The sequence below is a fragment of the Pontibacter brevis genome (assembly GCF_054779655.1).
Window position 1 is genome coordinate 87,396 of sequence record NZ_BAAGXV010000030.1, and the last position, 23,095, is coordinate 110,490.

Annotated in this window: 21 protein-coding genes; 11 read left to right on the forward strand and 10 right to left on the reverse strand. The window is 50.7% G+C overall.

Annotated features, from left to right (window positions below; all coding sequences use genetic code 11):
- Positions 1-89 precede the first annotated feature (89 nt).
- Complete coding sequence (locus ACYVB1_RS09880) at positions 90-2,435, forward strand: DUF7133 domain-containing protein (protein ID WP_460923349.1); 2,346 nt, start codon at positions 90-92, stop codon at positions 2,433-2,435.
- A gap of 65 nt (positions 2,436-2,500) precedes the next feature.
- On the opposite strand, the gene ACYVB1_RS09885 is transcribed toward ACYVB1_RS09880, so the two are convergent.
- From ACYVB1_RS09885 to ACYVB1_RS09895, 3 genes are all read right to left on the reverse strand, one after another.
- Positions 2,501-3,454, reverse strand: a complete 954-nt coding sequence (locus ACYVB1_RS09885) for a sugar phosphate isomerase/epimerase family protein (RefSeq protein ID WP_460923351.1) — start codon at positions 3,452-3,454, stop codon at positions 2,501-2,503.
- Between the two features lie 141 nt (positions 3,455-3,595).
- On the reverse strand, positions 3,596-5,110 hold the full coding sequence (locus ACYVB1_RS09890) for a DUF1593 domain-containing protein (protein WP_460923353.1): 1,515 nt from the start codon (positions 5,108-5,110) through the stop codon (positions 3,596-3,598).
- Between the two features lie 36 nt (positions 5,111-5,146).
- A complete protein-coding gene (locus ACYVB1_RS09895; RefSeq protein ID WP_460923355.1) occupies positions 5,147-7,048 on the reverse strand; it encodes a glycoside hydrolase family 3 protein in 1,902 nt (633 codons plus the stop codon).
- Between the two features lie 151 nt (positions 7,049-7,199).
- Between ACYVB1_RS09895 and ACYVB1_RS09900 the strand changes: the two genes are divergently transcribed.
- Positions 7,200-7,967, forward strand: a complete 768-nt coding sequence (locus ACYVB1_RS09900) for an NUDIX hydrolase (RefSeq protein ID WP_460923357.1) — start codon at positions 7,200-7,202, stop codon at positions 7,965-7,967.
- 169 nt (positions 7,968-8,136) lie between these two features.
- The gene (locus ACYVB1_RS09905) at positions 8,137-8,682 is read left to right on the forward strand and encodes a TlpA family protein disulfide reductase (RefSeq protein WP_460923359.1); all 546 of its coding nucleotides are present in this window, start codon (positions 8,137-8,139) and stop codon (positions 8,680-8,682) included.
- Between the two features lie 54 nt (positions 8,683-8,736).
- Here ACYVB1_RS09905 and ACYVB1_RS09910 read toward each other — a convergent pair whose 3' ends face one another.
- Complete coding sequence (locus ACYVB1_RS09910) at positions 8,737-9,498, reverse strand: creatininase family protein (protein WP_460923361.1); 762 nt, start codon at positions 9,496-9,498, stop codon at positions 8,737-8,739.
- Positions 9,499-9,711: 213 nt separating this feature from the next.
- Here ACYVB1_RS09910 and ACYVB1_RS09915 point away from each other — a divergent pair, with 213 nt between their 5' ends.
- Both ACYVB1_RS09915 and ACYVB1_RS09920 read left to right on the forward strand, forming a co-directional pair.
- On the forward strand, positions 9,712-10,581 hold the full coding sequence (locus ACYVB1_RS09915; protein ID WP_460923363.1) for a creatininase family protein: 870 nt from the start codon (positions 9,712-9,714) through the stop codon (positions 10,579-10,581).
- Between the two features lie 69 nt (positions 10,582-10,650).
- On the forward strand, positions 10,651-11,826 hold the full coding sequence (locus ACYVB1_RS09920) for an acyltransferase family protein (protein WP_460923365.1): 1,176 nt from the start codon (positions 10,651-10,653) through the stop codon (positions 11,824-11,826).
- Between the two features lie 138 nt (positions 11,827-11,964).
- Here the strand turns inward: ACYVB1_RS09920 and ACYVB1_RS09925 are convergent, their stop codons facing one another.
- The 4 genes from ACYVB1_RS09925 to ACYVB1_RS09940 form a co-directional block, all read right to left on the reverse strand.
- Positions 11,965-13,236, reverse strand: coding sequence for a hypothetical protein (locus tag ACYVB1_RS09925; protein ID WP_460923367.1), 1,272 nt, complete (start codon positions 13,234-13,236; stop codon positions 11,965-11,967).
- 276 nt (positions 13,237-13,512) lie between these two features.
- On the reverse strand, positions 13,513-14,124 hold the full coding sequence (locus tag ACYVB1_RS09930; RefSeq protein ID WP_460923369.1) for a DapH/DapD/GlmU-related protein: 612 nt from the start codon (positions 14,122-14,124) through the stop codon (positions 13,513-13,515).
- Between the two features lie 34 nt (positions 14,125-14,158).
- On the reverse strand, positions 14,159-15,142 hold the full coding sequence (locus ACYVB1_RS09935) for a nitrilase family protein (RefSeq protein WP_460923371.1): 984 nt from the start codon (positions 15,140-15,142) through the stop codon (positions 14,159-14,161).
- Positions 15,143-15,256: 114 nt separating this feature from the next.
- Positions 15,257-16,162, reverse strand: coding sequence for a ChbG/HpnK family deacetylase (locus ACYVB1_RS09940; protein ID WP_460923373.1), 906 nt, complete (start codon positions 16,160-16,162; stop codon positions 15,257-15,259).
- A gap of 241 nt (positions 16,163-16,403) precedes the next feature.
- Here ACYVB1_RS09940 and fucP point away from each other — a divergent pair, with 241 nt between their 5' ends.
- The 6 genes from fucP to ACYVB1_RS09970 all read left to right on the forward strand — a co-directional run bounded on the left by fucP (position 16,404) and on the right by ACYVB1_RS09970 (position 21,801).
- On the forward strand, positions 16,404-17,741 hold the full coding sequence (gene fucP, locus ACYVB1_RS09945) for an L-fucose:H+ symporter permease (protein ID WP_460923375.1): 1,338 nt from the start codon (positions 16,404-16,406) through the stop codon (positions 17,739-17,741).
- A 194-nt stretch (positions 17,742-17,935) separates the two neighbouring features.
- Positions 17,936-18,277 (forward strand): L-rhamnose mutarotase, encoded by a 342-nt coding sequence (locus ACYVB1_RS09950; protein ID WP_460923378.1) that lies wholly within the window; start codon positions 17,936-17,938, stop codon positions 18,275-18,277.
- A 21-nt stretch (positions 18,278-18,298) separates the two neighbouring features.
- Positions 18,299-19,063, forward strand: coding sequence for an SDR family NAD(P)-dependent oxidoreductase (locus ACYVB1_RS09955; RefSeq protein ID WP_460923380.1), 765 nt, complete (start codon positions 18,299-18,301; stop codon positions 19,061-19,063).
- Between the two features lie 263 nt (positions 19,064-19,326).
- The gene (locus ACYVB1_RS09960) at positions 19,327-20,184 is read left to right on the forward strand and encodes a fumarylacetoacetate hydrolase family protein (protein ID WP_460923382.1); all 858 of its coding nucleotides are present in this window, start codon (positions 19,327-19,329) and stop codon (positions 20,182-20,184) included.
- A complete protein-coding gene (locus tag ACYVB1_RS09965) occupies positions 20,171-21,004 on the forward strand; it encodes an amidohydrolase family protein (RefSeq protein WP_460923384.1) in 834 nt (277 codons plus the stop codon). The genes ACYVB1_RS09960 and ACYVB1_RS09965 overlap by 14 nt, the downstream gene beginning before the upstream one ends.
- An 8-nt stretch (positions 21,005-21,012) precedes the next feature.
- Positions 21,013-21,801, forward strand: coding sequence for an L-fucose dehydrogenase (locus ACYVB1_RS09970; protein ID WP_460923386.1), 789 nt, complete (start codon positions 21,013-21,015; stop codon positions 21,799-21,801).
- 200 nt (positions 21,802-22,001) lie between these two features.
- Here the strand turns inward: ACYVB1_RS09970 and ACYVB1_RS09975 are convergent, their stop codons facing one another.
- Complete coding sequence (locus tag ACYVB1_RS09975) at positions 22,002-22,493, reverse strand: DUF2231 domain-containing protein (protein ID WP_460923388.1); 492 nt, start codon at positions 22,491-22,493, stop codon at positions 22,002-22,004.
- A 1-nt stretch (position 22,494) separates the two neighbouring features.
- Positions 22,495-22,773 carry a hypothetical protein gene (locus ACYVB1_RS09980; protein WP_460923390.1) on the reverse strand — a complete coding sequence of 93 codons (279 nt, stop codon included), beginning with the start codon at positions 22,771-22,773 and terminating at the stop codon, positions 22,495-22,497.
- Positions 22,774-23,095 lie beyond the last annotated feature (322 nt).

Here is a 23,095-nt window from a genome sequence, read left to right on the forward strand (position 1 = left end):
ATGTTGTTTCTGATAACGCTCATGAACAGCTAAAAGGTAAAACATGCGTCTGTATTTATTTCATGTCATCACTATTAACCAGAACTTAAATGAATAATGTACATATAGCGAGCTTTGCTGTTTTGTCTTTGCTGGCTTTTAGCTGCAATGCGCCAAAGGAAAATGAAATGAGCCAGGTCAACCCCAAGCCTGCTTTCATTCCTAATCCTACAGGAGCATACCTTTCGCCTGAAGAAAGTATGAAAACCATGCATTTGCCCGAGGGCTATCGGATGGAGTTAGTTGCCAGTGAACCTATGATTAAGGAACCGGTAGCCATTGCATGGGATGGTAATGCCAGAATGTATGTAGCGGAAATGCTCACGTACATGCAGGATGCGGATGCTTCAGGGGAGCAGGAGCCCATAAGCCGCATCTCGTTGCTGGAAGATACTGACAATGACGGCAAGATGGACAAAAGCACCGTGTTCATTGACAGTCTGCTGTTACCCCGCCTGTTGCAATGTGTAAACGACGAACTGTTGGTTAATGAAACCAATAGCATCACCATCCACAGCTATAAAGACTCTGATGGGGATGGAAAGGCAGATGTGAAGAAGGTCGTGTACCAAAACGACAAATATAATGTGAATGATGCCAACATGGAACATCAGCGAAGCGGACTGGACTGGAACCTGGATAACTGGATGTATGTCACCTATGAACCAGTACGTTTTCGTTACACCAATGGCACCATGCAGGTTGATACGATCATCAGTGGGGGCGGCGGACAATGGGGAGTAACGCATGATAACTATGGACGGATTTACTACTCCAGAGCAGGGGGAGAGATCCCGGCTTTAGGGTTTCAAATCAATCCTGTTTATGGTACCCTGGATTTTGCTGATCAGTACAGTGCCGAGTTTGCGGAGGTATGGCCCATCATGGCCACACCTGATGTGCAGGGCGGGACCAAAAGATTACGCTCTGATGTTACATTAAATCACTTTACGGCTGCATGCGGACAATCTATCTATCGGGGAGATCGGTTCCCTTCTGATTTTGTTGGAGACTATATTGTTTGTGAGCCAGTCGCTCGTTCTGTTCGCCGGGCCAAAGTAATCAACCAGGACGGGAAAGTGAAGCTGGAGAACGCATATGAACGGCAGGAGTTTATAGCCTCCTCGGATATGAATTTCCGGCCGGTTAACAGTGCCACAGGCCCCGATGGAAATCTTTACATTGTAGACATGCACCGGGGCATTATACAGCAGGGAAACTGGACAAAGCCCGGGTCTTTCCTGCGCCAGAAAATTGATAGCCTGGGTTTAGCGAAGAATACAGGCCATGGCCGTATTTACCGGGTCGTTCACGATAGCTATAAGCCAGGGCCAAAACCAAATATGCTGGAAGAGTCCGGCAACACGCTTTTAAGTCACTTGGATCATCCTAATGGCTGGTGGCGGGATGAAGCTCAGAAATCAATTATTACCCGTGGTGACAAGTCTGTGATTCCAGCCTTGAGGAAAATGGCAGTTGGGGAGCACGGCTTCTTCTCCAGGAAACCAAGCCATCTTGCCAGAATACATGCTTTATGGACATTAGAAGGGCTAGATGCTATAGATAAGTCTATCCTGTATGATGCCCTGAAAGATGAGCATCCGCAGGTAAGGAGAACTGCTGTCTGGATTAGTGAACCGTATCTGGAGAAGAATGACGAGGACCTGATTCAAAAGGTAGGGGAGCTTACAGACGATGCGCATCATGATGTGCGTGTTCAACTGCTGCTCTCGCTGTACAACAGTAAGTCAGAGAAGGCTAAGGCCATCATCAAAGAGGTTTTAGACAAAAACGCAGACAATGAAATGCTTGTCGCTACCAAGGCAGCGCTTGATAAGAATGAAGGGGTGCGCACTTACGGACAGAAACTAGGCAAGCTTGCTCAGGCCGACAGAGAGTTGATTTTGAAAGGGGCGGCTACTTTCAAGTCGGTTTGTGCCAGTTGCCATGGCGCAGATGGAAAGGGTTTAGCCATCGGAGGGGCTAACATGCCTGCTCCTCCTCTTGCAGGATCGAAGCGCTTAGCTTTTGTTGAAAAAAACACAGCGGCCAGGATTTTACTCCATGGGCTTTCCGGGCCTGTTGACGGTAAATCCTACACCAGTATCATGCCGTCTATGGAAGCGAATAGTGATGAATGGATTGCATCTGTCTTAAGCTATATCCGGTATGAGTTTGGTGGTGCGGCTCCCCGACCACCCGGTCATATACCTGGTATGGCGGCTGCAGCTACTAATAAAGCATCAGGTTTCACAGCCAGAGCAGAGCTTTCACCTGTCGTTACACCCGAAGAAGTCAAGAAGCTCAGAGAAGAAAGCGCTGGAAGAAGCAAAGCCTGGACTTTAGAGGAACTGGCAGAAAAGAGCAAACAGGAGACGGCGCTGCAGGCGCATTAGAAAACAAAAAGCACTGTTCTGAATACCAGAACAGTGCTTTTTGTTTTTAGCATTTTAATCCCAGACTAGCTCAGTACATTCGCCAGGTTCTTATAGCTGGTAGCGATGCTGTCCAGCGGGTTTCCGGGGGTTACGTCCTGCTCCACGAAGTAGTACTTCATGCCTGCCAGTTCTGCTTTGTCGAAGATGCGCTTGAAGTCGATAGAACCGTTGCCTATCTCTGTGAAGAACTGTTTTTCTGTTCTGTCCATGTCCTTCACGTGCCACATCGGAAAGCGGCCTGGGTACTTCTCGAACAAGGCAACCGGATCATTGCCAGACTTGGTAGCCCAGTACAGGTCCAGTTCCATCTCCACCAGATCCTTGTCCGTTTCCGCCAGGATCAGGTCGTATGGCCGCTGGCCTTCCAGTGTTTCAAATTCGAAGTCGTGGTTGTGGTATGCAAAAGACAAACCTGCTTTTTTACAGGCTTCGCCGGCGCGGTGAAAGAGTTCGATGTGTCGCCTGTACTGGTCCAGGGTCTTGTGCTCGCTTGGGAACAAATAGGCGCAGGTCAGGTAACTCTGGCCTGTCTCGGCGGCCATGTCCACCAGCTGCTGCAGTCCGTTGGTCAGCGTCAGAAAGTCCGGAGGCAGCGGAGCCTCTGTAGGGAGTTGTGTGCCCGGCAGTACGTGGCTGCTGCGGAGCTTCATGCCCATGCCTTCCACCATGGCGGCAAACTCTTTTGGTTTCATGCCATAATAATGGCCTTTTGAACCAGCAGCTGATTCCAGGTCTTTAAAGCCCAAGTCCGCAATTTTCTGCAGCGTGCCCTGCAGGTCCTTCTCCAGCAGTTCGCGAACAGTAAACAATTGCAGGCCCACAGACAACTCTCTTGGAGCTGTGTTTGCGTTGCCCACGCCTTCCGCTGTTTCAGTGGTTTCGGCCTGCGATGTGGTGCCATCGGCACAAGCCGGGAGCAGCAAGCTGCCTAATGCAAGAGCCCCGGTTGTTTTGAAAAAATTTCTTCTGTTTAGCATTCGGTTGTGTTCAAAGGTGTTTAACTGGTAAAAGATTTGTTCCTGTTTTAGATGTCGAAAAAGGTTGTACAGAGGCAAAAGGTTGTACAGAGGCAGCTCAAGGCTGGCACAGTAAAAGAAACCTGCGCCTGTTGCCCGGGCTTACGCTCCAACCGTTGCAATCACACGCTGGTACCGGGTTAAGCTGGGTGTTCCGGAGTCGGTCACTTCCAGTATAAAATGAATGGTTTGCCCGCTTTTAGCATCCTGAGGTACTGTAAAGGAAACTTTCTGTTTGTCTGCGTCCTGAACACTCACTTTGCCCTCATAGGTATCGACCTCTTCGTACTGCCACCATCGGTAGCGGAGGGTATTGCCATCCGGGTCTTTGGCGGAGGCGCTGAGGCTCATTCTCTGGCCAGGCTTTACCTTTATGTCTTTTGGCTGGTTAAGCTTCACGACAGGAGGGTGGTTTGCTTTTTTATAAGGCAGAACACACCAGTCGGCGCGGGCGGCAAAATCGTTCTGCAGTGCCTCTATCCAGCGGGTTTGCGGAAAGGTGGTGTCGTTTTTATTTGTATAAGTATTAAAGTCGGTGACGTGCTTGCCGTCTTCCCAGCGGTTTGGGTTGTTAGCAGACTGCACCATGCGCCCTCCCCAGCCGCCGTAGGAAGCATCTTCCATGCTTCTCAGGCCCACATCGAGCAGGTAAAAGAAGGCAGGGGAGTCGCCCTCCGATATAAAATCGTACCGGCTTCGCCCGGACTTCACGGAGTGCAGGATGCTGCCATGCGTATGCTCCGGATCTCCTTCTATCTGCTGTCCGTCGCCCCAGAGGTAGTAGCCTTCCAACAAGGGGCCATGGTAAAACTTGATGTTTTGGGAGAACCACATGCCACCCAGGTAGGTCTGCAGTTCTTTTGGCACCACTCTTGGCCAGGCATAGGCGAAACTCCAGAACTGGTCAGAGTTGTAGAGTACTTTTATCTCCGGCCAGTTGGGTGCTATATATTTCCCATAGGTGGCATCCTGGTCTAGCACAGTGTAGATGATGGCTTTATCAGATACTTTCCTGTAGATATCCTGCCACTGCGGCGTTCCTTTGTATTCCGCTTCTATGGACTTTAAAGCACGTGCCACCGTGTTGGTGCCGCCCCAGATTTGCAGGTATACAGGGCTCGGGTTGTTGTCCAGCAGAATTTTCTTGATGGCGTCAGAACCATTTGTATCCTTCTCCATCTCCCCCTCAAATTCAATGTTGCCAACACTGACGATACTCAGCAGGTAATCCGGAGAAGGGTACCCCGGGGCATGCTGCTTCAGGTTATCATAAACCTTTGCATACTGGTTAATGTGATGCTGCATCCAGGTGGTGCCCGGCCAGCGCAGGTCTTTGCGTTCTCCGTAACGCTCCGCCGTGTTTGGCATTTCGGAGGTAAACAGGGTGCCTTTTCCGTCGCCGGCATAATGCCACTGCGAACTGCTGTACACCAGCCCTACAATGTCAAACTCATTTGAATACAGCAGGAGTCTTATGAAAGAATCCATATCATCCACTTCACCATCGGTTGTTATGACCGTGCGGGGCTTGCCAGCCGTTGACTGTGCCGTGGCTACAGTATTAGCCAATAGCAGTACACCCAGCAGTACAAAAAGCACTAACTTCGATTTAAGCATCGCATTCGTAAATAAAGCTGCTCCAGAAAAATAAAGCTACTCATAGCGCAAGCCAAACCCAAACTTATACAGCGGGTCTTTTGAGTCGTAAGGCAGGTCTTCTTTCTGGTTGCGCACCGCCTCCATCGAAGATGGCAGCTCGAACGGCAGGTTTCCTTCCGGCTTCGCTTTTCCGAAGATCACATCCAGCACGGCAGCATCACTGGCTCCGAAGTCTGCAAACAAGCCTTTCGCGTTCTGGCTGATTTCCGGTATTACGGCCGGACGATCCAGGTTAATGTCCACGATGGTAGGTACTGTTTTCAGCAGTTGCAGTATCTCTTCTTTCTCCTTGCCTTTGAAGTCGAGGTCGCCGTGGTGGAAGCTTTGGGCAAACGGGTTCTTTGTTTCAACCGGGTACCAGGGCGTTTTCAGGCGAATGATGGCCATATCAGCCTCCTTCGGGTTTTCTACCACAGTACCATATAGTGCGGCCACTTTCGGGTCAACGTTCTTCACGTACAGCTTCAGTTTGCCCTGCTGAAGCGGCAGCACCTTGTTGTCGTTTTTCAGCAGTGTCATGGCACGGCGCTGGGAGGCTTCGCCGGCCGCTTTAAACGCTGGGTTACTCAGCACCTTTACCGCGTTCTCCACGTCCACATAAGGGTTGTCGAACAGGCCCAGTTGGAACTTCTGTCGCAGCAGCCTTCTTACCGATTCATTTATCCGCGCCTCCGTTACGCGGCCATCTTTCACCAGTTTTACCACCAGTTCCGGCACGCTTTCACCACCAAACTGATCTACACCGGCATCAATTATTTTCTTTACACGGTCTTCCTCACTCAGGTGCTCTACTCCCCAGGCACGTGCAGGCCATACGGTTACGCCCATGTTCACATCAGTTATCAGTCCCCAGTCAGTGCACACCACGCCGTCAAACTTATACTTGTTGCGTAGCAGGCCTGTGATGATGGCTTTGTTATAAGCGAAGGCGACTTCCTCGTCTGTCTGGCCGGTTGGCACGCCGTAATAAGGCATGATGGCAGCAGTGTTGGCATCAAATGCTGCCTCAAACGGAATAAGGTGATAATCGAAGTTGTTGCCCGGGTATACCTGCCCTTTCTGGAACTCAAAGTGCGGGTCCAGGCCTTCCTTCTGCGGGCCGCCGCCGGTAAAGTGCTTTGTCATACAGGCCACGCTGTTAGGGCCTAGCTCCTCTCCCTGGAAACCAAGTATATACGCTTTGGCCATACGGGCTGTCAGTTTGGCATCCTCACCAAAAGTTCCGCTGATACGGGCCCACCGGGGTTCTGTAGCCAAATCCACCTGCGGGTGCAGCGCCTCCCGCATACCAACTGCCACATACTCCTGCCGGGCAATGTCGGCAAACTGCCTGGTCAGGTTTTCATCGCCTATGGCTGCCAGACCCAGGGTTTCGCACCACTGCGAGAAGCCAACAGCTGCCATCGAAAAGATGCTTTCACTGAAGTGGTTGCGCGGGTCCGAGGCAATGGTAACCGGAATGCCGAGCCTCGTATTCTCCGCAGCCTTTTGTATGGCGTTATAGCCTGTGGCCAGTGCCCGTGTTTCGGGTGCATCCCAGAAATTGAAGTGGTTCATGTGCTTTCCGGAGATGGACTCGCCTGCTGTGGGCAACCTGGCGGCCATTCCCTTCGTCTCCGGCGTTTTTTCAATGGTGCCATCCTCGTTAATGAAGGTACCGTTGATGAACATCATACCCGCTTTTTCCTCTACTGTCATCTGGGCCAGCAGGTCGTTTACCCGGGCCTCCACCGGCTGCGTGCTGTCTTCATACACATCCATGCGGCCGTTCTTGTTCAGGTCGCGGTAACTTGCCGTTGTGGCAGGGGAAGCAGCAGTAGCGCTTGTGCTGCCTGTTGGCTGGCTGCTGTTGCAGGCCATGCCAGCCAGTAGCAGGGCGAGTGGCAGCTTCTTCATAAGCCGGTTTGGTAACTTTCTTTTCATATGGAGTATAACTGGAGAGATAATTAACAATGTGTCTTTATAACACAATGTAAATTATTTTTCTGATATTGTTCCATTCCTTCTGCTTTTATTTACTTATTTAAAATAAAAAACAAATCTAGCTGTGGAAGAAGAAGTAAGTAACATGCTTCAGAAAGGGGGAGCGCTCTTTCACCCGGGACTTTCAGTTGACTGTGTGATCTTCGGCTTTCATGATAACCAACTGAAGGTGTTGCTCCTGAGAATGAAGCATGCCGACAAGTGGGCGCTGCCGGGAGGCTTTGTCTATAAGGAGGAAGAGGTGGAGCATGCTGCTGTTCGGGTGCTGCAGTCACGCACGGGCCTGGGTAATATTTTTCTCCGCCAGTTCCATACTTTTGGCAACCCCTCGCGCTCCGACAGGAAAATGAACCGGCAGCTTTTGGTGTCGCATGCGTTAGAGGCTGACGAGGACCATTGGTTTTTGCAGCGCTTTATCACGGTAGGCTACTATGCGCTGGTTAACTTTTCGAAGGCTGTGCCCCGTCCTGATGCTACCTCTGAGGCTTGTGCCTGGTGGGACCTGCAGGATATGCCGCCTCTGGCGATGGACCATGACCAGATACTGCAGAAGGCACTTGAAACTCTCAGGAAACAGCTCAATGACCAGCCAATTGGTTACAACCTGCTGCCCGAAAAGTTTACCATGCCGGAACTGCAGAGGCTGTATGAGACTATCCTGGGCAAGCGGCTGGACCGTCGCAACTTCCAGCGCAAAATGCTGGGCTATGGCATATTGAACAGGTTAGAGGAACGTAAAATGGGCGTGGCACACAAGGCACCGTACCTTTATTCTTTTGACAAGGAGAAATATGCGGCTGCCCTGCAGGACGGATTACAGCAGGGCTGGTAAAAAAAGAAGTCGTGTATATGCAGCCTGAGGTGATTTTTTTGAACTGACGGAATGAAAATGTGTTATAGCAGGACAGACTGATGTTGTCATATTAATTTATACTTAGCTTGGGCTTCTGCGGCGCGGATACGTAACTCAGTAAAGTTTGTAAGCAATACAAAAGAACAGAATGAAGAAGGGAATACTTATTTTAGTGGCGGTTGTGGTGGTGCTGGCCCTCATTTTTTATTTCGACAACCGGGGCAGCAGGTCCGATAGCAGGGAAGCAACACCTGCACCGGCAGCAGCCACTCCAGCCAGCACGACAGCAGCAGTCGTTTCCAACGACCTTCCCCAGATGGGGCTCACGCGTTTGGATGGCTCCAGGTTAGTGGCAAAGGATCTGAAAGGGAAAACTGTTCTGGTGCTTTTTCAGCCGGACTGTGACCATTGCCAGCGCGAGGCTGCCCAGATAAGGGAAAATTTAGAGGCCTTTGAGGGATATACTGTGTATTTTGTGTCTGACGCTGGCTTGCCACAGCTAAACCAGTTTGCCAGGGAATATGACCTGGAAGGCAAAAGCAACATCCACTTTGCACAGGCTTCTGTAAACGATATCATCCATACTCTGGGGCCGGTGCAGGCACCATCTGTTTTTGTGTATTCAGAGCAGGGGCGTTTAGTTAATTCCTTTATAGGAGAAACGCCTATAGAAGAGATAAAAGGCGCTCTTTAAAAAAACAGGGCAGCTGCCGAAGAAACATGTTCCTTCGGCAGCTGCCCTGATTGTTTACTCGTACAGGTCGTTCTGATCTGCCTTAGCGAGGTCTATAAACAGCTGGCTCATCTTGTCAGTTACCGCTTCGAAGAACCGCTCTCCCTTTTCCTTCGTGGCTTTCTTAGGGTTGCCCACACCTGTATCCTCTGTTACCTGCGACCACTTTCGCTCTGCCCAGGCCCAGCCTTCTCTGTACGCTTTGATTTTTGGTTTCTTATCATTCCCCTCACCGGCTTCCTCCAGCGGCAGCACTAAATCGGGGCGCAGGTGCAGGATAAGGCTTGTTTCCATTTCGTCGGCGTGGTCGCCAGGATGCTCGAAAAACTCGTTCTTATCCATCGCATGGAACCAGTTGCAGCTTGAAATAAACATGGCAGGGTATTTCAGCCCCAATTCCCGAATCATGGTTTTAAAGTCGTTTCCGCCATGGCTGTTCATGATAAGCAGTTTATAAATTCCCTGCCTGTTTAGCACCTCTAACACATCGCCCAGCACGGCGGCCTGCGTGCTGGGGCTCATGTTAATGTCCAGCAGAATGTCAGCCTGCCCGGTGTTCACTCCAAACGGAATGGTGGGCAGTATGATAATTTTGGCCCCGGCCTCCCAGGCTTTACGGGCTGCCTCGGCTGCAATGTTGTCCGCCTCTATTATGTCTGTTGCATAAGGCAGGTGGTAGTTGTGCGCTTCGGTTGCGCCCCAGGGTAAAACAGCCACTTCAAACTGCTGCTGCTGAATGTCCCTCCAGTTTGTTTCTGCTAAAATGTATGGTCTCATAAGGCTTTTAATGGTTTAGCTTTTTACGCGGTGCTGGTGTTTCCTGCTCCTTTTTGTCCTTCCGCATACGCTGTCACTCTTTATGCGATGCGATGTGCAGTTTGTGCTTTGCACTTTTTTCAATTTAGACACAAAAGCCCGAAAAGAGTAGCAGTAAAAAAGGGAACTTGCTATATTGATATAGAAATAACTCACCCTCACATAAAAAGCCATATGAGGCTACTGGTACTTCTTCTACTCTTAACGTCTACTGCCTTTGCGCAGCATATTCCGGCCCGATGGGATGAACTGACTGCCAGCGATTGGCCCCTGGCGCTGGAGAAATCGAACCGGACCTGTATCCTGCCTATCGGTATTCTGGAGAAACACGGACCGCATGCTCCTATAGGTTCCGACCTGATTCATGTGCGGGAGTGGGCGGCGCGTGCTACAAAGAACGAGTATGCAGTGGTGTTCCCGGACTATTTCTACGGGCAGATTTATGAAGCAAAGCAGCAACCGGGAACATTTGCCCTGCCGAGCAGGCTGGTGTGGGACCTGTTGGATGCAACGGTGGAGGAGATAGCCAGAAACGGCTTTAACAAGATAGTAATTGTGAACGGCCACGGTGGCAACCCGCAGTTGCTGCGCTACTTTGTACAGTCGCAGCTGGAGAAGCGGCGCGACTATGCCGTGTACTTTTTCGACCCGGTGCAGGATCCGGCATTTGCAGAGAAAGTAAACAAAACGCGCAAGTCTGACCCGGCCGGCGATCAGCACGGTGGCGAGAACGAAACATCAACGCTGCTGTACCTGCGCCCGGACCTTGTAAAGCAGGAGCGGGCCACGCAGGAATCCGGCGATAACCTGAAGCGCCTGGCCTCGCTTCCGAACCTGTATACCGGCATCTGGTGGTATGCCAGTTACCCGAACCACTATGCTGGCGAGGGTGCAAAAGCAACAAAGGAACTGGGGAAACTGCTGACCGAAAACAGGGTGGAGCAGCTGACGAAAGCTTTGAAAGCGGTGAAGGCAGACACGAAGACACTGGAACTCCAGAAGGAATTCTTTGATAAAGTAGACAAAGTAGGCGGCACAAAGTGAAGCATTTCATTATGATGGACAGCAGGTATCTACCCAAATTGTAATACACAAATCAGATAAGCGAATTACATGAATAAGCTTTTTACAGCCAGTGCAGTTGCAGACAATGGCCTGCTGAAGGAAACGGTGCGGCAGCGCTACCTCTCGCTTGATGTGCTGCGGGGAATGACCATTGCCCTGATGATAGTGGTGAATACCCCCGGCAGTTGGCAAAGCATTTATGCGCCCTTCCGGCATGCCGCCTGGCACGGCTTCACGGTAACAGACCTGGTTTTCCCGACTTTCCTGTTTGTGGTGGGCAATGCCATGAGCTTCAGCATGCGGAAATTTGAGAAGCAGGAGGATAGCGTTTTCCTGAAAAAAGTTTTCAAGCGCACAGCCCTCATTTTCCTGCTCGGTCTCCTGTTGAATACCTTCCCCTTTGTTACGCGAAATGCTGCCGGTGAATTGACGTCCATAGACTTCTCCAGCATCCGGGTAATGGGCGTTCTGCAAAGGATTGCCCTGTGCTATGGCATTGCGGCGCTGGTGGTGCATTATTTGAAAGTGAAGGGAGCCATTGTTTTCAGCGTCATGGCCTTGTTCTCTTACTGGGCCATCATGTACTTTTTCGGCAGTCAGCCTGACCCTTACAGCCTGGAGGGCAATGCTGCCCTGAAGTTTGATTTGCTGCTTTTGCCTGCCGACAACTTGTATAAAGGGTACGGTATCCCGTTCGACCCGGAAGGCTTGCTGAGTACCTTGCCTGCCGTGGTGAATGTAGTAGCCGGTTTTCTGGCAGGCTTGTATATACAGCAACGGGGCAACAACCTGGGCACCGTGTTCAAACTGGCTTTGTCGGCAGCAGCTTTTGTCGTGGTGGCGGTGCTTTGGGACTTCGTTTTTCCTATCAACAAGCCTATCTGGACCAGCTCGTATGTAATGTACACCATCGGTTTAGACCTGCTCGTACTAGCTACGCTGATGCTGATAATTGAAGTGGCCAACTACAAGCGCTGGACCTATTTCTTTGAGGTGTTCGGCCGGAACCCGCTGTTCATTTACATCTTGTCAGGAGTGATTATCCGGCTAATGAGCCTGACCAGAGTAGGCGGCGAAAGCCTGAACGGCTGGATCTATAAAAACCTTTACCTGGCATGGCTCTCCGATAAAAATGCCTCTCTGCTGTTTGCTGTTTCTTATATGCTCCTGCTCTGGGGCATCGGGTACTGGATGGATAAGAGGAAGATTTACATAAAAGTGTAGGCGCAGGTTTATCCTTTCTCCAAAAAGAGAGGCTGGGTATACAATTGTATGTCCAGCCTCTCTTTTTTTACAATGCCCGGCTTACCCTTGCATGTTAGCGCCTTAGAAAGGGATGGAGTACACGACCTTCCTATTGTTTTAGTTGCCTCTGAACAGGTAGTTTATGCCGATATTTAAAGAACCTGTTGCTACTTCGATATGGGCGTACCTGGTTATGGGGCTTGGTGCCAGGTACATGGCAGAAATCTCGAATTTCGTGTTCACAACTACTCCGGCTCTCAAGCTGTAAGTAGACCAATAAGAAGACAGCTCCATGTAATCATCGGTCACATATAACGTCTCAGAATTTTGGGCCGGATATATGTACTTCCTGTGGTAGATGTTTTTTGAATAATCAGAATAATTAAACGCAAAGCCTCCCCCCAGATAGAGCTTTAAGGCATCTGTGTTGTACAGGTTGTAGATTACCTGGGGAGTGACAGAAACGGTAGCCTGTTTCATGCCATAGGTCAGGTTATAATAGGAGCCGCCCCCGGATGGCTCAGTTTTCTTTAGTTGGTAGCTGCCCTGAGTCAATGCTGCCTCTAACCTGAATACAAGCTGTTGCACGTTCCTGTTTAAGAAGGCATCAGCGCCAAAGGCAAGTCGTGGCATATAGGAAGCAGGGTTTTCGTCTGCATCAGCAAAAGTATTCTGGCCCTTTACCTCCACCGTGCTTCTGCTGAGGGCGAGACCGGTAAATAATCTAAAGCCCATTTTCCCCTGCTTGTCCAGTTCAGCTTCCCTGTCGCTTAGCCCGTTTAGCTTGCTTACTACCTGAAGTATGTCTTTTTCTTTATAGGCAGCGGCCTCAATTTCCCGCTGTAGTTTATCGCTTAGTACGTTCAAGTGCCTTGCCACATTCAGTAACTGGCCAACATACGCATGCTGTGTTATGATCCGGGTACTGTTCCTTTTGTCATAGTATCTCCTGTAGAGCAACTCCTGTGGTTTGGCTTCCCCTTTCTCCATTATGAAGAACCTTTCCTTGATGTTGTCTTTATAAGAGTACACGGACACTTTAGTGCCATCCTGAAGTACTTTCAGAAAAACATGTTCTGTGGAGGGGCTGCTATCCGGGCTTCCATGGGAAAGGTTGCCTACGTCCACTCTGTCTGTTGATATAAGTACTTCAAAGCCTCTGTATGCTTCCAGGCCGGTTACTTCAAAATAGCGGGTGGTAGCAGCATTCAACTCCTGCACTTTCCCGCTGTTACCTGAGGTCTGGAAGGATACTGTTTCAGGGGCTAAATCCCACTCTCTGTAGTTAATGAAACCATTTAAAGTATCCCCGCTGGAGGTGACCACCAAACCTGGTTTGTAGTTTGCCTGGGCGAAAGCTAATGATGGCAACAGGAAAAGTAATAGCAAAACAGGAACACGGAGTTTCATAGGACTTGATAAGATTCAAACATGCATTTTAGACAATATATGAAATATTGAGAAATGTAAATTTATTTTTGAACCCGTGATCAATCCATGTGCAGGAAGGGGCGGTTATACTGAAACCGGGCTTTGAGGAGGGAGTAGCCGCTAACAGGAGATCATAAGAGACTAAAGTGTCTGCTCATTCAGGTACACTTGCCAGGTACACCTATCATAGCAATTAGCTTTTGCAAAGGAGCTGTTTATTGAACTGCTAAAAGTTTACAATGTAAACTGTTCTACCAACTCCAGGCGTTTCACGACGGTATTTCTGGCCAGGATGGTACCGGGTGACAACACTGCATTGGCGCCAATTTTACAGTTGTCGCCTACCAGTGCGCCGAACTTTACCACACGCGTATTCACAGCTTTCCCCTGCAGCACTACCCGTATTTGCTTGTCTTTTCGCTCATTATAATGATTGGCCACAACAGCGCCGGCTTCGAAATTAACGTAGCTGCCGATGATGCTGTCGCCCACAAAATTGAAATGCGCCACAGCGCTATCGTGCAGTATGATGCTCCTTGTTACTTCGCAACCTGTGCCTATGGTCGTGCCGCTGCCCAGGTACACACCGCCCCGTAAATAAGCATGGGAACCGACAAAGCAGTTTTCCGAAATAATAACAGGAGCCTTTAGCACTGCGCCTTTTTCTACAGTGGCCGTCCGATGAATTGCTATACCATTTTTCACGGTATAGCTATCGCCCAGCGGAGGTATCATTTCCGCTAAGACCCTTGGAAGTATGGGAGGCAGAAGCCAGGGCAGGGTGTCTTTTTGCTCTGGGAAAATACTGGAAAATTCCTTTACGTATTCCGCTATTATCAGGCGCATGTGCAATAATTCGGTAAAGAAACAGGGGCAGTTCCTATTCGGGCAGCTCTTCCACTTTATCAGGCACAGGCGTATTGCTTGTCAGCCAGACTGGTTTTGTTTCCGACTGGTGTTCTGCCCCGATGATGTCTCTGTAAAGTGCCGGTCGGCGGGCTTTTTTGTAGCGGTGGCCCCCGGCAAGTTGCAGCTTGTCATCAGTTAATGTGGCCACTGTGATTTCGTTTTCAAAGCTTTTTATCTCTGTCAACACCTCACCATAGGGGTCCAGAATGAGGGAATTTCCGTTCTTGAGGTGCTCGCCGTCATAGCCAATCGGGTTGGTGAATACGTAGTACACGGCATTGTCGTAGGCCCTGGCTGGCAGCCAGCGCATGAGCCAGCGCCTGCCTTTGGGCCCGTCGAACTCCAGGCGCAGGGGCACCGGGTCTGTATGCCGTGCCTGCCATAGCTCGTCTGCCACATAGCCCCGGCCTGGCATGGAAGAAGGCGTACACATCGTGACATGCGGTGCGAAAATTATCTCTGCTCCGAGCAGGGAGGTGGCTCTCACATTCTCGACTACATTGTTGTCATAGCAAATCAGGATGCCGCACTTCCAGCCTTTCAGGTCAAACACCACATACTCCGAACCGGGCTCAAGGTATTTGCTGATGAACGGGTGAATCTTCCGGTACTTCGCCAGCAGGCCGGTCTTATCTACGCACACATAGGTATTGTACAGTTTCCCGTTCTCTACCTCCAGTAAGCCCGCTAAAATGGTGATATCATACTTTCCTGACAGTTGTGTGAGGTGCCGCACGCTTTCTCCATCTGGTATCTCTTCGGCCAGTTCCAGCATCTCCTCCCGCGTCAGGTCTTTTAAAAAAGTATAGGCGGTAATACACATCTCATGGAAGCTGATAACCTCAGCGCCACGGGCTTTTGCCCTGGCAGTCAACTCTTCTATAACAGAAAGATTACAAGCCTTGTCGCCGTCTTTAGGCTCGAACTGAGCGGCTGCAACGTTGAGTTTTCTCATTTTGCTTTTAATATAGTACTGAAGGTACAGGGGTGAATTTTAAAGGGAACTTGTGCCGGTGTTAACTTAGTGCCGGGTTTGTTGCAGGTCGCTTCCTGCGCTCTGCAGGTTTACTTACTGTGCCAGCGGTGCTTTCATGCTGTTAAGCCCATTTGCTTTTACTAAATCGGCATAGGTGATAAGCTTAAACTTCTTGTCTGCCAGCTTTAAGAACTCAGGGGAGATAAGCATATTCAATTCTGTCTGGCGGTGCTGGCTGGCTCTGGGCTTGCCATCGTCTGTGTTCATCAAGGCACTGTTCATGTCTACCAACACGTCCATCTCCGGGGCGCTTTGTGCCACATGCAGTTCCACTACGTTCAGGCTGCCCGGCTTCAGGTTGTTGGCGTAGTCCATAAATTCTTTGGCTTTGGTTTCTACGGTTACTGCCCACATGCTCTTGTAGGTTTCGCCAAAGTAATTGGAAATGCCCAGGTTGTATTTCTTTGCCAGCCGCTCAGTGAGCGCGCGCAGTTCAGGAGTTGCCAGGGCCATGCCCATGTGTGGGTCTACATAGCTTATTTTCAAGCCTGAGTTCAGGGCCCTTTCAATCTGCGCGGTAAGTTCTTTCTCCACCTCTTCCAGCTTATAGTCGCTCTGCAGAAAAGCTTCGATGGAAGGCAGGAAATACCCTTCTTTGTCCACCAGGCTTGGTACGGCACTGCGCCCGGCTACTGGTCCCCAGCGGTAATTCTTCCATTCTGCATTCAGGGTCAGGTGCACGCCTACCGCTACCTGCGGGTGGTTTTTCAGTATTTCCACAGCCTCCTGGTACCAGGGGCAGGCAAACATAACAGACGCTGAGAAAGGAATACCTGTCTCGGCCAGTTGTTTTACACCCATGTTCACGGCGTGGTTCATGCCAATGTCGTCTGCCCGCAGCAGGAGGGTGGGAGTTTTAGATTTTTGTGCCTGCACCAGCTGTGTTAAGAACAGGGGCATTAGCAGCAGAAACGTAACAAGGGTGTACAGTTTTTTCATGCGTCTGTGTTCGTGTAAAACGTATTTTGAATAGGATAAATAGACATCGCGAGGCTCAGGGCTGTAACAAGACTGCTTTCAAGTACCTGTAAAACAGGGTGCTGTTGCCCTTTAACTTATGTCTGATTGCTAAGTTAGAATTTTCCTGAATAAACGCTATATTGGAGGAGGTAAAATGAGTGAGGAATTACTCTGTTTTATAATTCAGGTTATTCAGGTCTGCTACAGCGCAAAAAAAAACATGACAACAGCCACCAAAAAACTTTCGCTTCTCCGAACCGGTAACATCTGGCCCTTCATCCTCATCACAAGCCTTTTCTTTTTGTGGGGACTGGCCAACAACATGACGGATACGCTGCTGGCGGCCTTCAAGCGCATCATGAGCATGTCCGACTTCCAGACCTCCTGGATACAGATGGCCTTCTACGGCGCTTACTTCTGCCTGGCCCTGCCTGCGGCTATCCTGATAAAGAAATACACTTACAAAACTGGTATCCTGGCGGGGCTGGGCCTGTTCATCCTGGGCTCGCTGCTGTTTTACCCGGCCAGCATCACCATGGCCTACGGACATTTCCTGATTGCGCTCTACGTCCTGGCCGGGGGGCTTTCTATACTGGAAACTGCTGCGAACCCTTACATTGTGGCCATGGGGCCGGAGGAGACGGGTACGAGACGCCTGAACCTGGCGCAGTCCTTCAACCCCATCGGTTCCATCACGGGCGTGCTGCTGAGCAAGGTGTTTATCCTCTCGGAGCTTAACCTTTCCAGTGCCGAGGAGCGGGCAAGCATGAGCCCGGAACAGCTAAAAGCCATACAGTCGGAGGAACTAACCTCTGTGATGGGCCCATACGTGGGGGTGGCCGTGTTCCTGATGCTTATCTGGCTTGCTGTTAAATTTACCAATATGCCCAAGGCCTCAGACGCTGGCGAAAAGCTGGACCTGGTTCCTACTTTTAAACGGTTGCTGAAAACACCGCATTATGTGTGGGCAGTGGTGGCGCAGTTCTTTTACGTGGGTGCCCAGATAGGTATCTGGTCTTATACCATCCGCTATGTGATGCAGGAAATACAGCTCAACGAAGACGGCGCCTCCACCTATTACATGGCCGCACTGGTACTGTTCATGGTCTCCCGCTTTATATTCACAGCCCTGATGAAGTACGTGAGCCCGCGCATCCTGCTGCTAATAAGTGCCGTGGCGGCCGCAGCCTGTACATTAGTTGTTATTTATGGCAGCGGCCTGGTGGGCGTGTATGCGCTGGTTGCCATATCAGGCTTTATGTCGCTGATGTTCCCGACCATTTACGGCATGGGCATCAGGGGACTGGGAGGCGATACAAAAATTGGAGGATCAGGCCTGATTATGGCTATCCTGGGAGGGGCCGTTATCACCTCTGTGCAGGGCTATGTGTCGGACCTGACACAGGACATCAGCCAGGCTTTCTATGTGCCGTTGGTTTGTTTTGTGGTAGTGGCCTTTTATGCTGTCGTTTCTGGCAGGCTGGAGCGTAATGATGTGGACAAGCCAGGGGGTGAAGCAGAGGTGGTGCCAGCAGATACATTTCAGAAGGCGGGTTAAAGAATTTTCTTTGTTTTCTGGTTGAAAGAGGGGTAGGCGTAGGGATATTTCCGCTTGCCCCTTTTTTGTTTCACCCCCGGAAAAGAATGACTGCTCCCTGAGCACTGCCTGGGAGTCAGGAGAGAATGTAAAAGAGCTTTTTCCGGCTGAATTTTTTAGTAACTTATGACGGCATCTACTTAAAGAATGAAAGCATGAGCAGGTATTGCCTGGCGCTGGACCTGAAAGACGACCCGGCACTGATAGAAGAGTATGAACGCTGGCACCAGGCGATATGGCCGGAAATCAGGCAGAGCATAGGCGACGCCGGGGTGGTGGAGATGGAGATTTACCGGCTCGGCAACAGGCTCTTCATGATAATGGAAACGGACAGCTCCTTCAGTTTTGAGGGCAAGGCTGCCATGGACAAGGCAAACCCCAAGGTGCAGGAGTGGGAGCAGTTGATGTGGAAGTACCAGCAGCGGGTTCCGGGAGCAGGACAGGGAGAGAAGTGGGTGCTGATGAAGAAGATATTTTCCCTTCAGGAAGAAAGTTAACCATACTGAAAGAACCACACTATGTTTGAACTGAACAATAAGATTGCCCTTGTCACGGGGGGCGGAAGCGGCATCGGGAAGGCGGTGGCGCTGCTCTTCGCCCAACAGGGAGCCACAGTGCACGTGCTGGATGTGAACCCGGAGAATGGCAGGGAAACAGTAGGGGAGATAACGGAGGCAGGAGGCAAAGCGGCTTACCATGCCTGCGACGTTACCAACCAGCAGGAAGTGGTGCAGGTCTTCCAAAGCATTGGCAAACTAAATATACTCGTGAACAACGCCGGCATCTCCAATATCGGCAGAGCTGACACCACCACAGAAGCGGACTTCGACCGGGTGTACCAGGTGAACGTGAAGGGTGTTTACAACTGCCTTTACGCCGCTATACCACTGATGAAAGCGAACGGTGGCGGCGTTATTCTGAACTTAGGCTCTATTGCCGCCATTGTAGGCCTCAACGACCGCTTCGCCTACACCATGAGCAAAGGTGCAGTGCAGGCCATGACCCTGTCAGTTGCCAAGGATTACCTCCAGGACAACATCCGTTGCAACAGCATTTCCCCGGCCCGGGTGCACACGCCTTTTGTGGATGGCTTCCTGGCAAAGAACTATCCTGGCAAGGAGGAGGAGATGTTCCGGAAGCTGTCGAAAACGCAGCCCATTGGCAGAATGGCAAAACCAGACGAGATAGCCAAGCTCATCCTGTACCTCTGCTCCGACGACGCTTCTTTCATCACCGGTACCGATTACCCCATCGACGGCGGCTTTGTGAAACTGAACAATTAAGCGGGAATATTACCTAGATTTCCTATTCATTTTGTCATGTCGAACGCAGTGAGAAATCTGTCATATTGTGGGGGCATGAAATAAAGCAGAATTCTCACTGCTTCGCAGGTCCCTTTCGACTCACGTCTCAGGCATGTTCGAAATGACAAACTCATAACGGAGTTTAAGCAAAAGACCTTTAGCCTGTTATGTAAAGCGCAGTTTGATTAACTAATTAAAACTAGAACAGGCTTCTCTCTTATGAAAAGCCCAAAACTAACGATATGAAACTAATACGATACGGAGAACCTAACAAAGAGAAGACCGGAATTATACTGGATGAAGTTTATTATGATACATCCGCTTTCGGGGAAGATTACAATGAACAGTTCTTTGAGACAGAGGGCCTTTCCCGCCTGCAGAAGTTCCTGGCAGAGAACGAAGGTAAATTAGAGCGTATACCGGAAAGCAGCCGCCTGGGTAGCCCCGTTGCCCGCCCCTCCAAAATTGTCTGCATCGGCCTCAACTACGCCGACCATGCCGCGGAGACAAAGGCCAAAATACCGGAAGAGCCGATCCTTTTCATGAAGTCCACTACGGCAGTGGTAGGCCCTAACGATGACATCATTATTCCGAAGAGCTCAGAGAAAACAGACTGGGAAGTGGAGCTGGCTTTTGTGATAGGCAAGAAGGCAAGCTATGTAGATGAGGCCGAGGCCATGGACTATGTGGCCGGTTACTGCCTGCACAACGATGTGTCGGAGCGGGCGTTCCAGCTGGAGCGCGGCGGTACCTGGGACAAAGGCAAGGGCTGCGACACTTTCGCGCCCATTGGTCCTTTCCTGGCTACCAAAGACGAAATTGAGGATGTAGATAACCTGCGCCTGTGGCTGAAGGTGAACGGCGAGACGATGCAGGACGGCACCACCGCCAACTTTATCTTCCGGGTTCCGCACCTGGTTTCTTACCTGAGCCAATTCATGACGCTGCTGCCAGGCGATGTAATTTCGACAGGTACACCCGCCGGCGTGGGTCTGGGTTTTAACCCGCCGGTGTACCTGAAGCCAGGAGATGTGGTGGAGTTGGGGATTGACGGCCTCGGAACTTCAAAGCAGCAGGTAAAAGCCTATGCAAAGGATTGATGCACACCAGCACTTCTGGAAGTTCGACCCGGTAAGGGACAGCTGGATTACAGAGGACATGGCCAAAATCCGCCGCAACTTCGGCCCGGAGGACCTGCAGCCGCTTTTGCAGCAGCACGGCTTCGACGGGTGTGTGGCGGTGCAGGCGGACCAGTCGGAGGCGGAGAATGATTTTCTGCTAACCAGTGCTGATACCTATGACTTTGTAAAAGGCATAGTGGGCTGGGTGGAATTAAGAGCAGCGGATGTGCAGGAGCGGCTGGAGCATTATACCCGGTTTGAGAAGCTGAAAGGGTTCCGGCATGTGCTGCAGGGCGAGCCGGACAGGGCGCTGATGCTGCAACCAGACTTCAAGCGGGGCATTAGCCAGCTCAGTAGGCACGGGTTCACGTACGACATCCTCATATTCACGGACCAGCTCCGTTATGCAAAGGAGTTGGTAGCCGCTTTTCCCAATCAGCCTTTCGTGCTGGACCACCTGGCTAAACCCAAAATCAAAGAGAAAGAAATAGAAGCATGGGCAAGCGACATAAAGGCGATAGCTGTGCATGAGAACGTGTGCTGCAAACTGTCCGGTATGGTAACAGAAGCTGACTGGCAGCACTGGAAGAAAGAGGACTTTACCCCCTACCTGGATGTGGTGGTGGAGGCGTTTGGTACAGGCAGAATCATGTACGGCTCAGACTGGCCGGTGTGTCTGGTAGCGGCAGGTTATGGAGAAATGCTGGGCATCGTGGAAAGTTATTTCTCCTCCTTCAGCCAGGCGGAGCAGGCTGGCTTTTTCGGCGGGAATGCCAGCCGGTTTTATAAGCTCAATTAACAAAAAATATGGATTTAGGACTTGAAGACAAAGTAATCATCGTGTCGGGTGGAGCGAAGGGTATTGGCAGGGGCATAGTGGGTGTGCTGGCTGAAGAAGGCGCTATACCAGTGATAGTAGGCCGAGACGAAGAGGATAACGCCGGCGCGGTAGCCGAAATAGAAAAAAAGGGCGGTAAAGCCTTTCAGGTAGTGGCGGAACTGTCGCGGCCGGAGGAATGCAAAAGGGCCGTGAAGGAAACCCTGGAGCAGTTCGGCAGGGTGGAAGGGCTGGTGAACAACGCCGGCTTCAACGACGGGGTGGGGTTGGAGAACGGCAGTTATGAGAAGTTCATGGACTCGCTGCACAACAACCTCGTGCATTACTACCTGCTTGCCCATCATGCCCTGCCTGAACTGAAGAAGTCAAAAGGCGCCATCGTCAACATCAGCTCCAAAACGGCCGAAACCGGCCAGGGAGGCACTTCTGCCTATGCGGCGGCCAACGGCGGGCGCAACGCCCTCACCCGGGAGTGGGCTGTGGAACTGGCTAAGTATGGCATCCGGGTAAACGCTATCATTGTAGCCGAAAGCTGGACACCCGCCTACGACAAATGGATCAAGACACTGCCCAACCCGGAGGAGAAGCTGAAGGAAATCACCAGCCGGATTCCGCTGGAAAAAAGAATGACCACACCACATGAAATTGCCAACACCACAGCGTTCCTGCTCTCAGAGCGCTCCAGCCACACCACCGGCCAATTGATACACGTAGACGGCGGCTACGTGCACCTGGACCGGGCCATGGCAAATGCCTAGGCTATATTTTAAAGTACCAGTTGTTATCCTGTTCTAGCCGTACGAGTTGTATGCTGCTATCGTCTTCTTTTTGGCTGGCCTGGTTGTGAAAATAAACGGGTGCATCTGCTGGGTTAAAAAAGGACAGCCCCTGCTATTCAGGCAGGGGCTGTCCTTTTTTGTCAGGGTGGGTGCCCGAGCAGGTAAATACTCCCTCCTGGTCAGAAGCCGGCGCAGTCACTTGCAGGCACATTTACGCCGCCAGCCTGCTCGTACACGACGGTGGCACCCAGGTGGCTGGTGTATATCAGGAAACCAGCTCCCGCCACCATCAGCAGCACCACTACTGCCTGCAGCCATTTTACCTTTGCCTTTATCAGGTTAAGGCGCAGGCCCAGTTCCAGGGCTGTGGCTGCGGAAAAGAGATAAGCAAGATTGTAGGCGGCTATCTCATGCCTTTTCAGTACTGTCGGGTCACAAAGCTTTCTGGACACCATTCCGTCTGCCATGTCCCCAGTGTAAATGCTCACCCATGCCATCAGGCAACCGGCATAAAGCAGGTAAGCACCGGCTCTGTGCCAGAACAGTCCCTGGCTGCTCCGCAGGAAAAGAGCCACTACCTTTGCAAAAGTTGCCAACAGCAGAAGAGAGATGGGAAAATGCAATGTGAGCGGGTGCCACATCTCTGTTCGCCAGAAGGTCAGCTCATTCATGCTACTCCAGGATTCTTACCGCTATCGGGTCAAGTCTTTGTCCGACCTTCTCTACCTCAACCTCCACCTGCTGGCCTTCCTGCAGCTGGTCGAAAGCCACCGTCTCACCGTTTCTGGTCAGGGTAGTAGTTTCTGTAAAGTACAGCTCCAGAAGTTTGTCATCTGCTGTTTTTACATAAATCTCAGACTTGTCTGCTTCCACCTCTTCAATAGTGCCCTGGTAGGTGCCGGAATCTACCACATCCGTGCTTTCCTCGCAGGAGTAAAGGAATGGAACCATAAGCAAAAGTAGGAGTGCTACTAATTTTACGCTTTTCATAGTGCTTCAAATTAAAATATGAGTTTTGTCAAATATAATTAAAAATGTAGACGGGCTTATACTTTGTTCCTGTATAGGACGGTATCATGAGGCAGCGTTCCAATAATTCCCCGATAATTCCTCCCTTTCATTCATGCTGTCCGCTTCTTTGAAGTAAGTGTTTGTGTGCGAGTTGGGTAAAGCCTATAAGTGTTCGCTCCTGCTCCTAATCTTTGTTATCACACCTGATAATAAGTTCCATGTTATTTAAAATTATTTTAAATAAGGCTTGCCTCTTTAAGCA

Coding starts and splice junctions, on each gene's coding strand:
- ACYVB1_RS09880 (WP_460923349.1), top strand. CDS start 90: ATGAATAATGTACATATAGCGAGCTTTGCTGTTTTGTCTTTGCTGGCT.
- ACYVB1_RS09885 (WP_460923351.1), bottom strand. CDS start 3,454: ATGCTAAACAGAAGAAATTTTTTCAAAACAACCGGGGCTCTTGCATTA.
- ACYVB1_RS09890 (WP_460923353.1), bottom strand. CDS start 5,110: ATGCTTAAATCGAAGTTAGTGCTTTTTGTACTGCTGGGTGTACTGCTA.
- ACYVB1_RS09895 (WP_460923355.1), bottom strand. CDS start 7,048: ATGAAGAAGCTGCCACTCGCCCTGCTACTGGCTGGCATGGCCTGCAAC.
- ACYVB1_RS09905 (WP_460923359.1), top strand. CDS start 8,137: ATGAAGAAGGGAATACTTATTTTAGTGGCGGTTGTGGTGGTGCTGGCC.
- ACYVB1_RS09910 (WP_460923361.1), bottom strand. CDS start 9,498: ATGAGACCATACATTTTAGCAGAAACAAACTGGAGGGACATTCAGCAG.
- ACYVB1_RS09915 (WP_460923363.1), top strand. CDS start 9,712: ATGAGGCTACTGGTACTTCTTCTACTCTTAACGTCTACTGCCTTTGCG.
- ACYVB1_RS09920 (WP_460923365.1), top strand. CDS start 10,651: ATGAATAAGCTTTTTACAGCCAGTGCAGTTGCAGACAATGGCCTGCTG.
- ACYVB1_RS09930 (WP_460923369.1), bottom strand. CDS start 14,124: ATGCGCCTGATAATAGCGGAATACGTAAAGGAATTTTCCAGTATTTTC.
- ACYVB1_RS09935 (WP_460923371.1), bottom strand. CDS start 15,142: ATGAGAAAACTCAACGTTGCAGCCGCTCAGTTCGAGCCTAAAGACGGC.
- ACYVB1_RS09940 (WP_460923373.1), bottom strand. CDS start 16,162: ATGAAAAAACTGTACACCCTTGTTACGTTTCTGCTGCTAATGCCCCTG.
- fucP (WP_460923375.1), top strand. CDS start 16,404: ATGACAACAGCCACCAAAAAACTTTCGCTTCTCCGAACCGGTAACATC.
- ACYVB1_RS09950 (WP_460923378.1), top strand. CDS start 17,936: ATGAGCAGGTATTGCCTGGCGCTGGACCTGAAAGACGACCCGGCACTG.
- ACYVB1_RS09955 (WP_460923380.1), top strand. CDS start 18,299: ATGTTTGAACTGAACAATAAGATTGCCCTTGTCACGGGGGGCGGAAGC.
- ACYVB1_RS09960 (WP_460923382.1), top strand. CDS start 19,327: ATGAAACTAATACGATACGGAGAACCTAACAAAGAGAAGACCGGAATT.
- ACYVB1_RS09965 (WP_460923384.1), top strand. CDS start 20,171: ATGCAAAGGATTGATGCACACCAGCACTTCTGGAAGTTCGACCCGGTA.
- ACYVB1_RS09970 (WP_460923386.1), top strand. CDS start 21,013: ATGGATTTAGGACTTGAAGACAAAGTAATCATCGTGTCGGGTGGAGCG.
- ACYVB1_RS09975 (WP_460923388.1), bottom strand. CDS start 22,493: ATGAATGAGCTGACCTTCTGGCGAACAGAGATGTGGCACCCGCTCACA.
- ACYVB1_RS09980 (WP_460923390.1), bottom strand. CDS start 22,773: ATGGTTCCATTCCTTTACTCCTGCGAGGAAAGCACGGATGTGGTAGAT.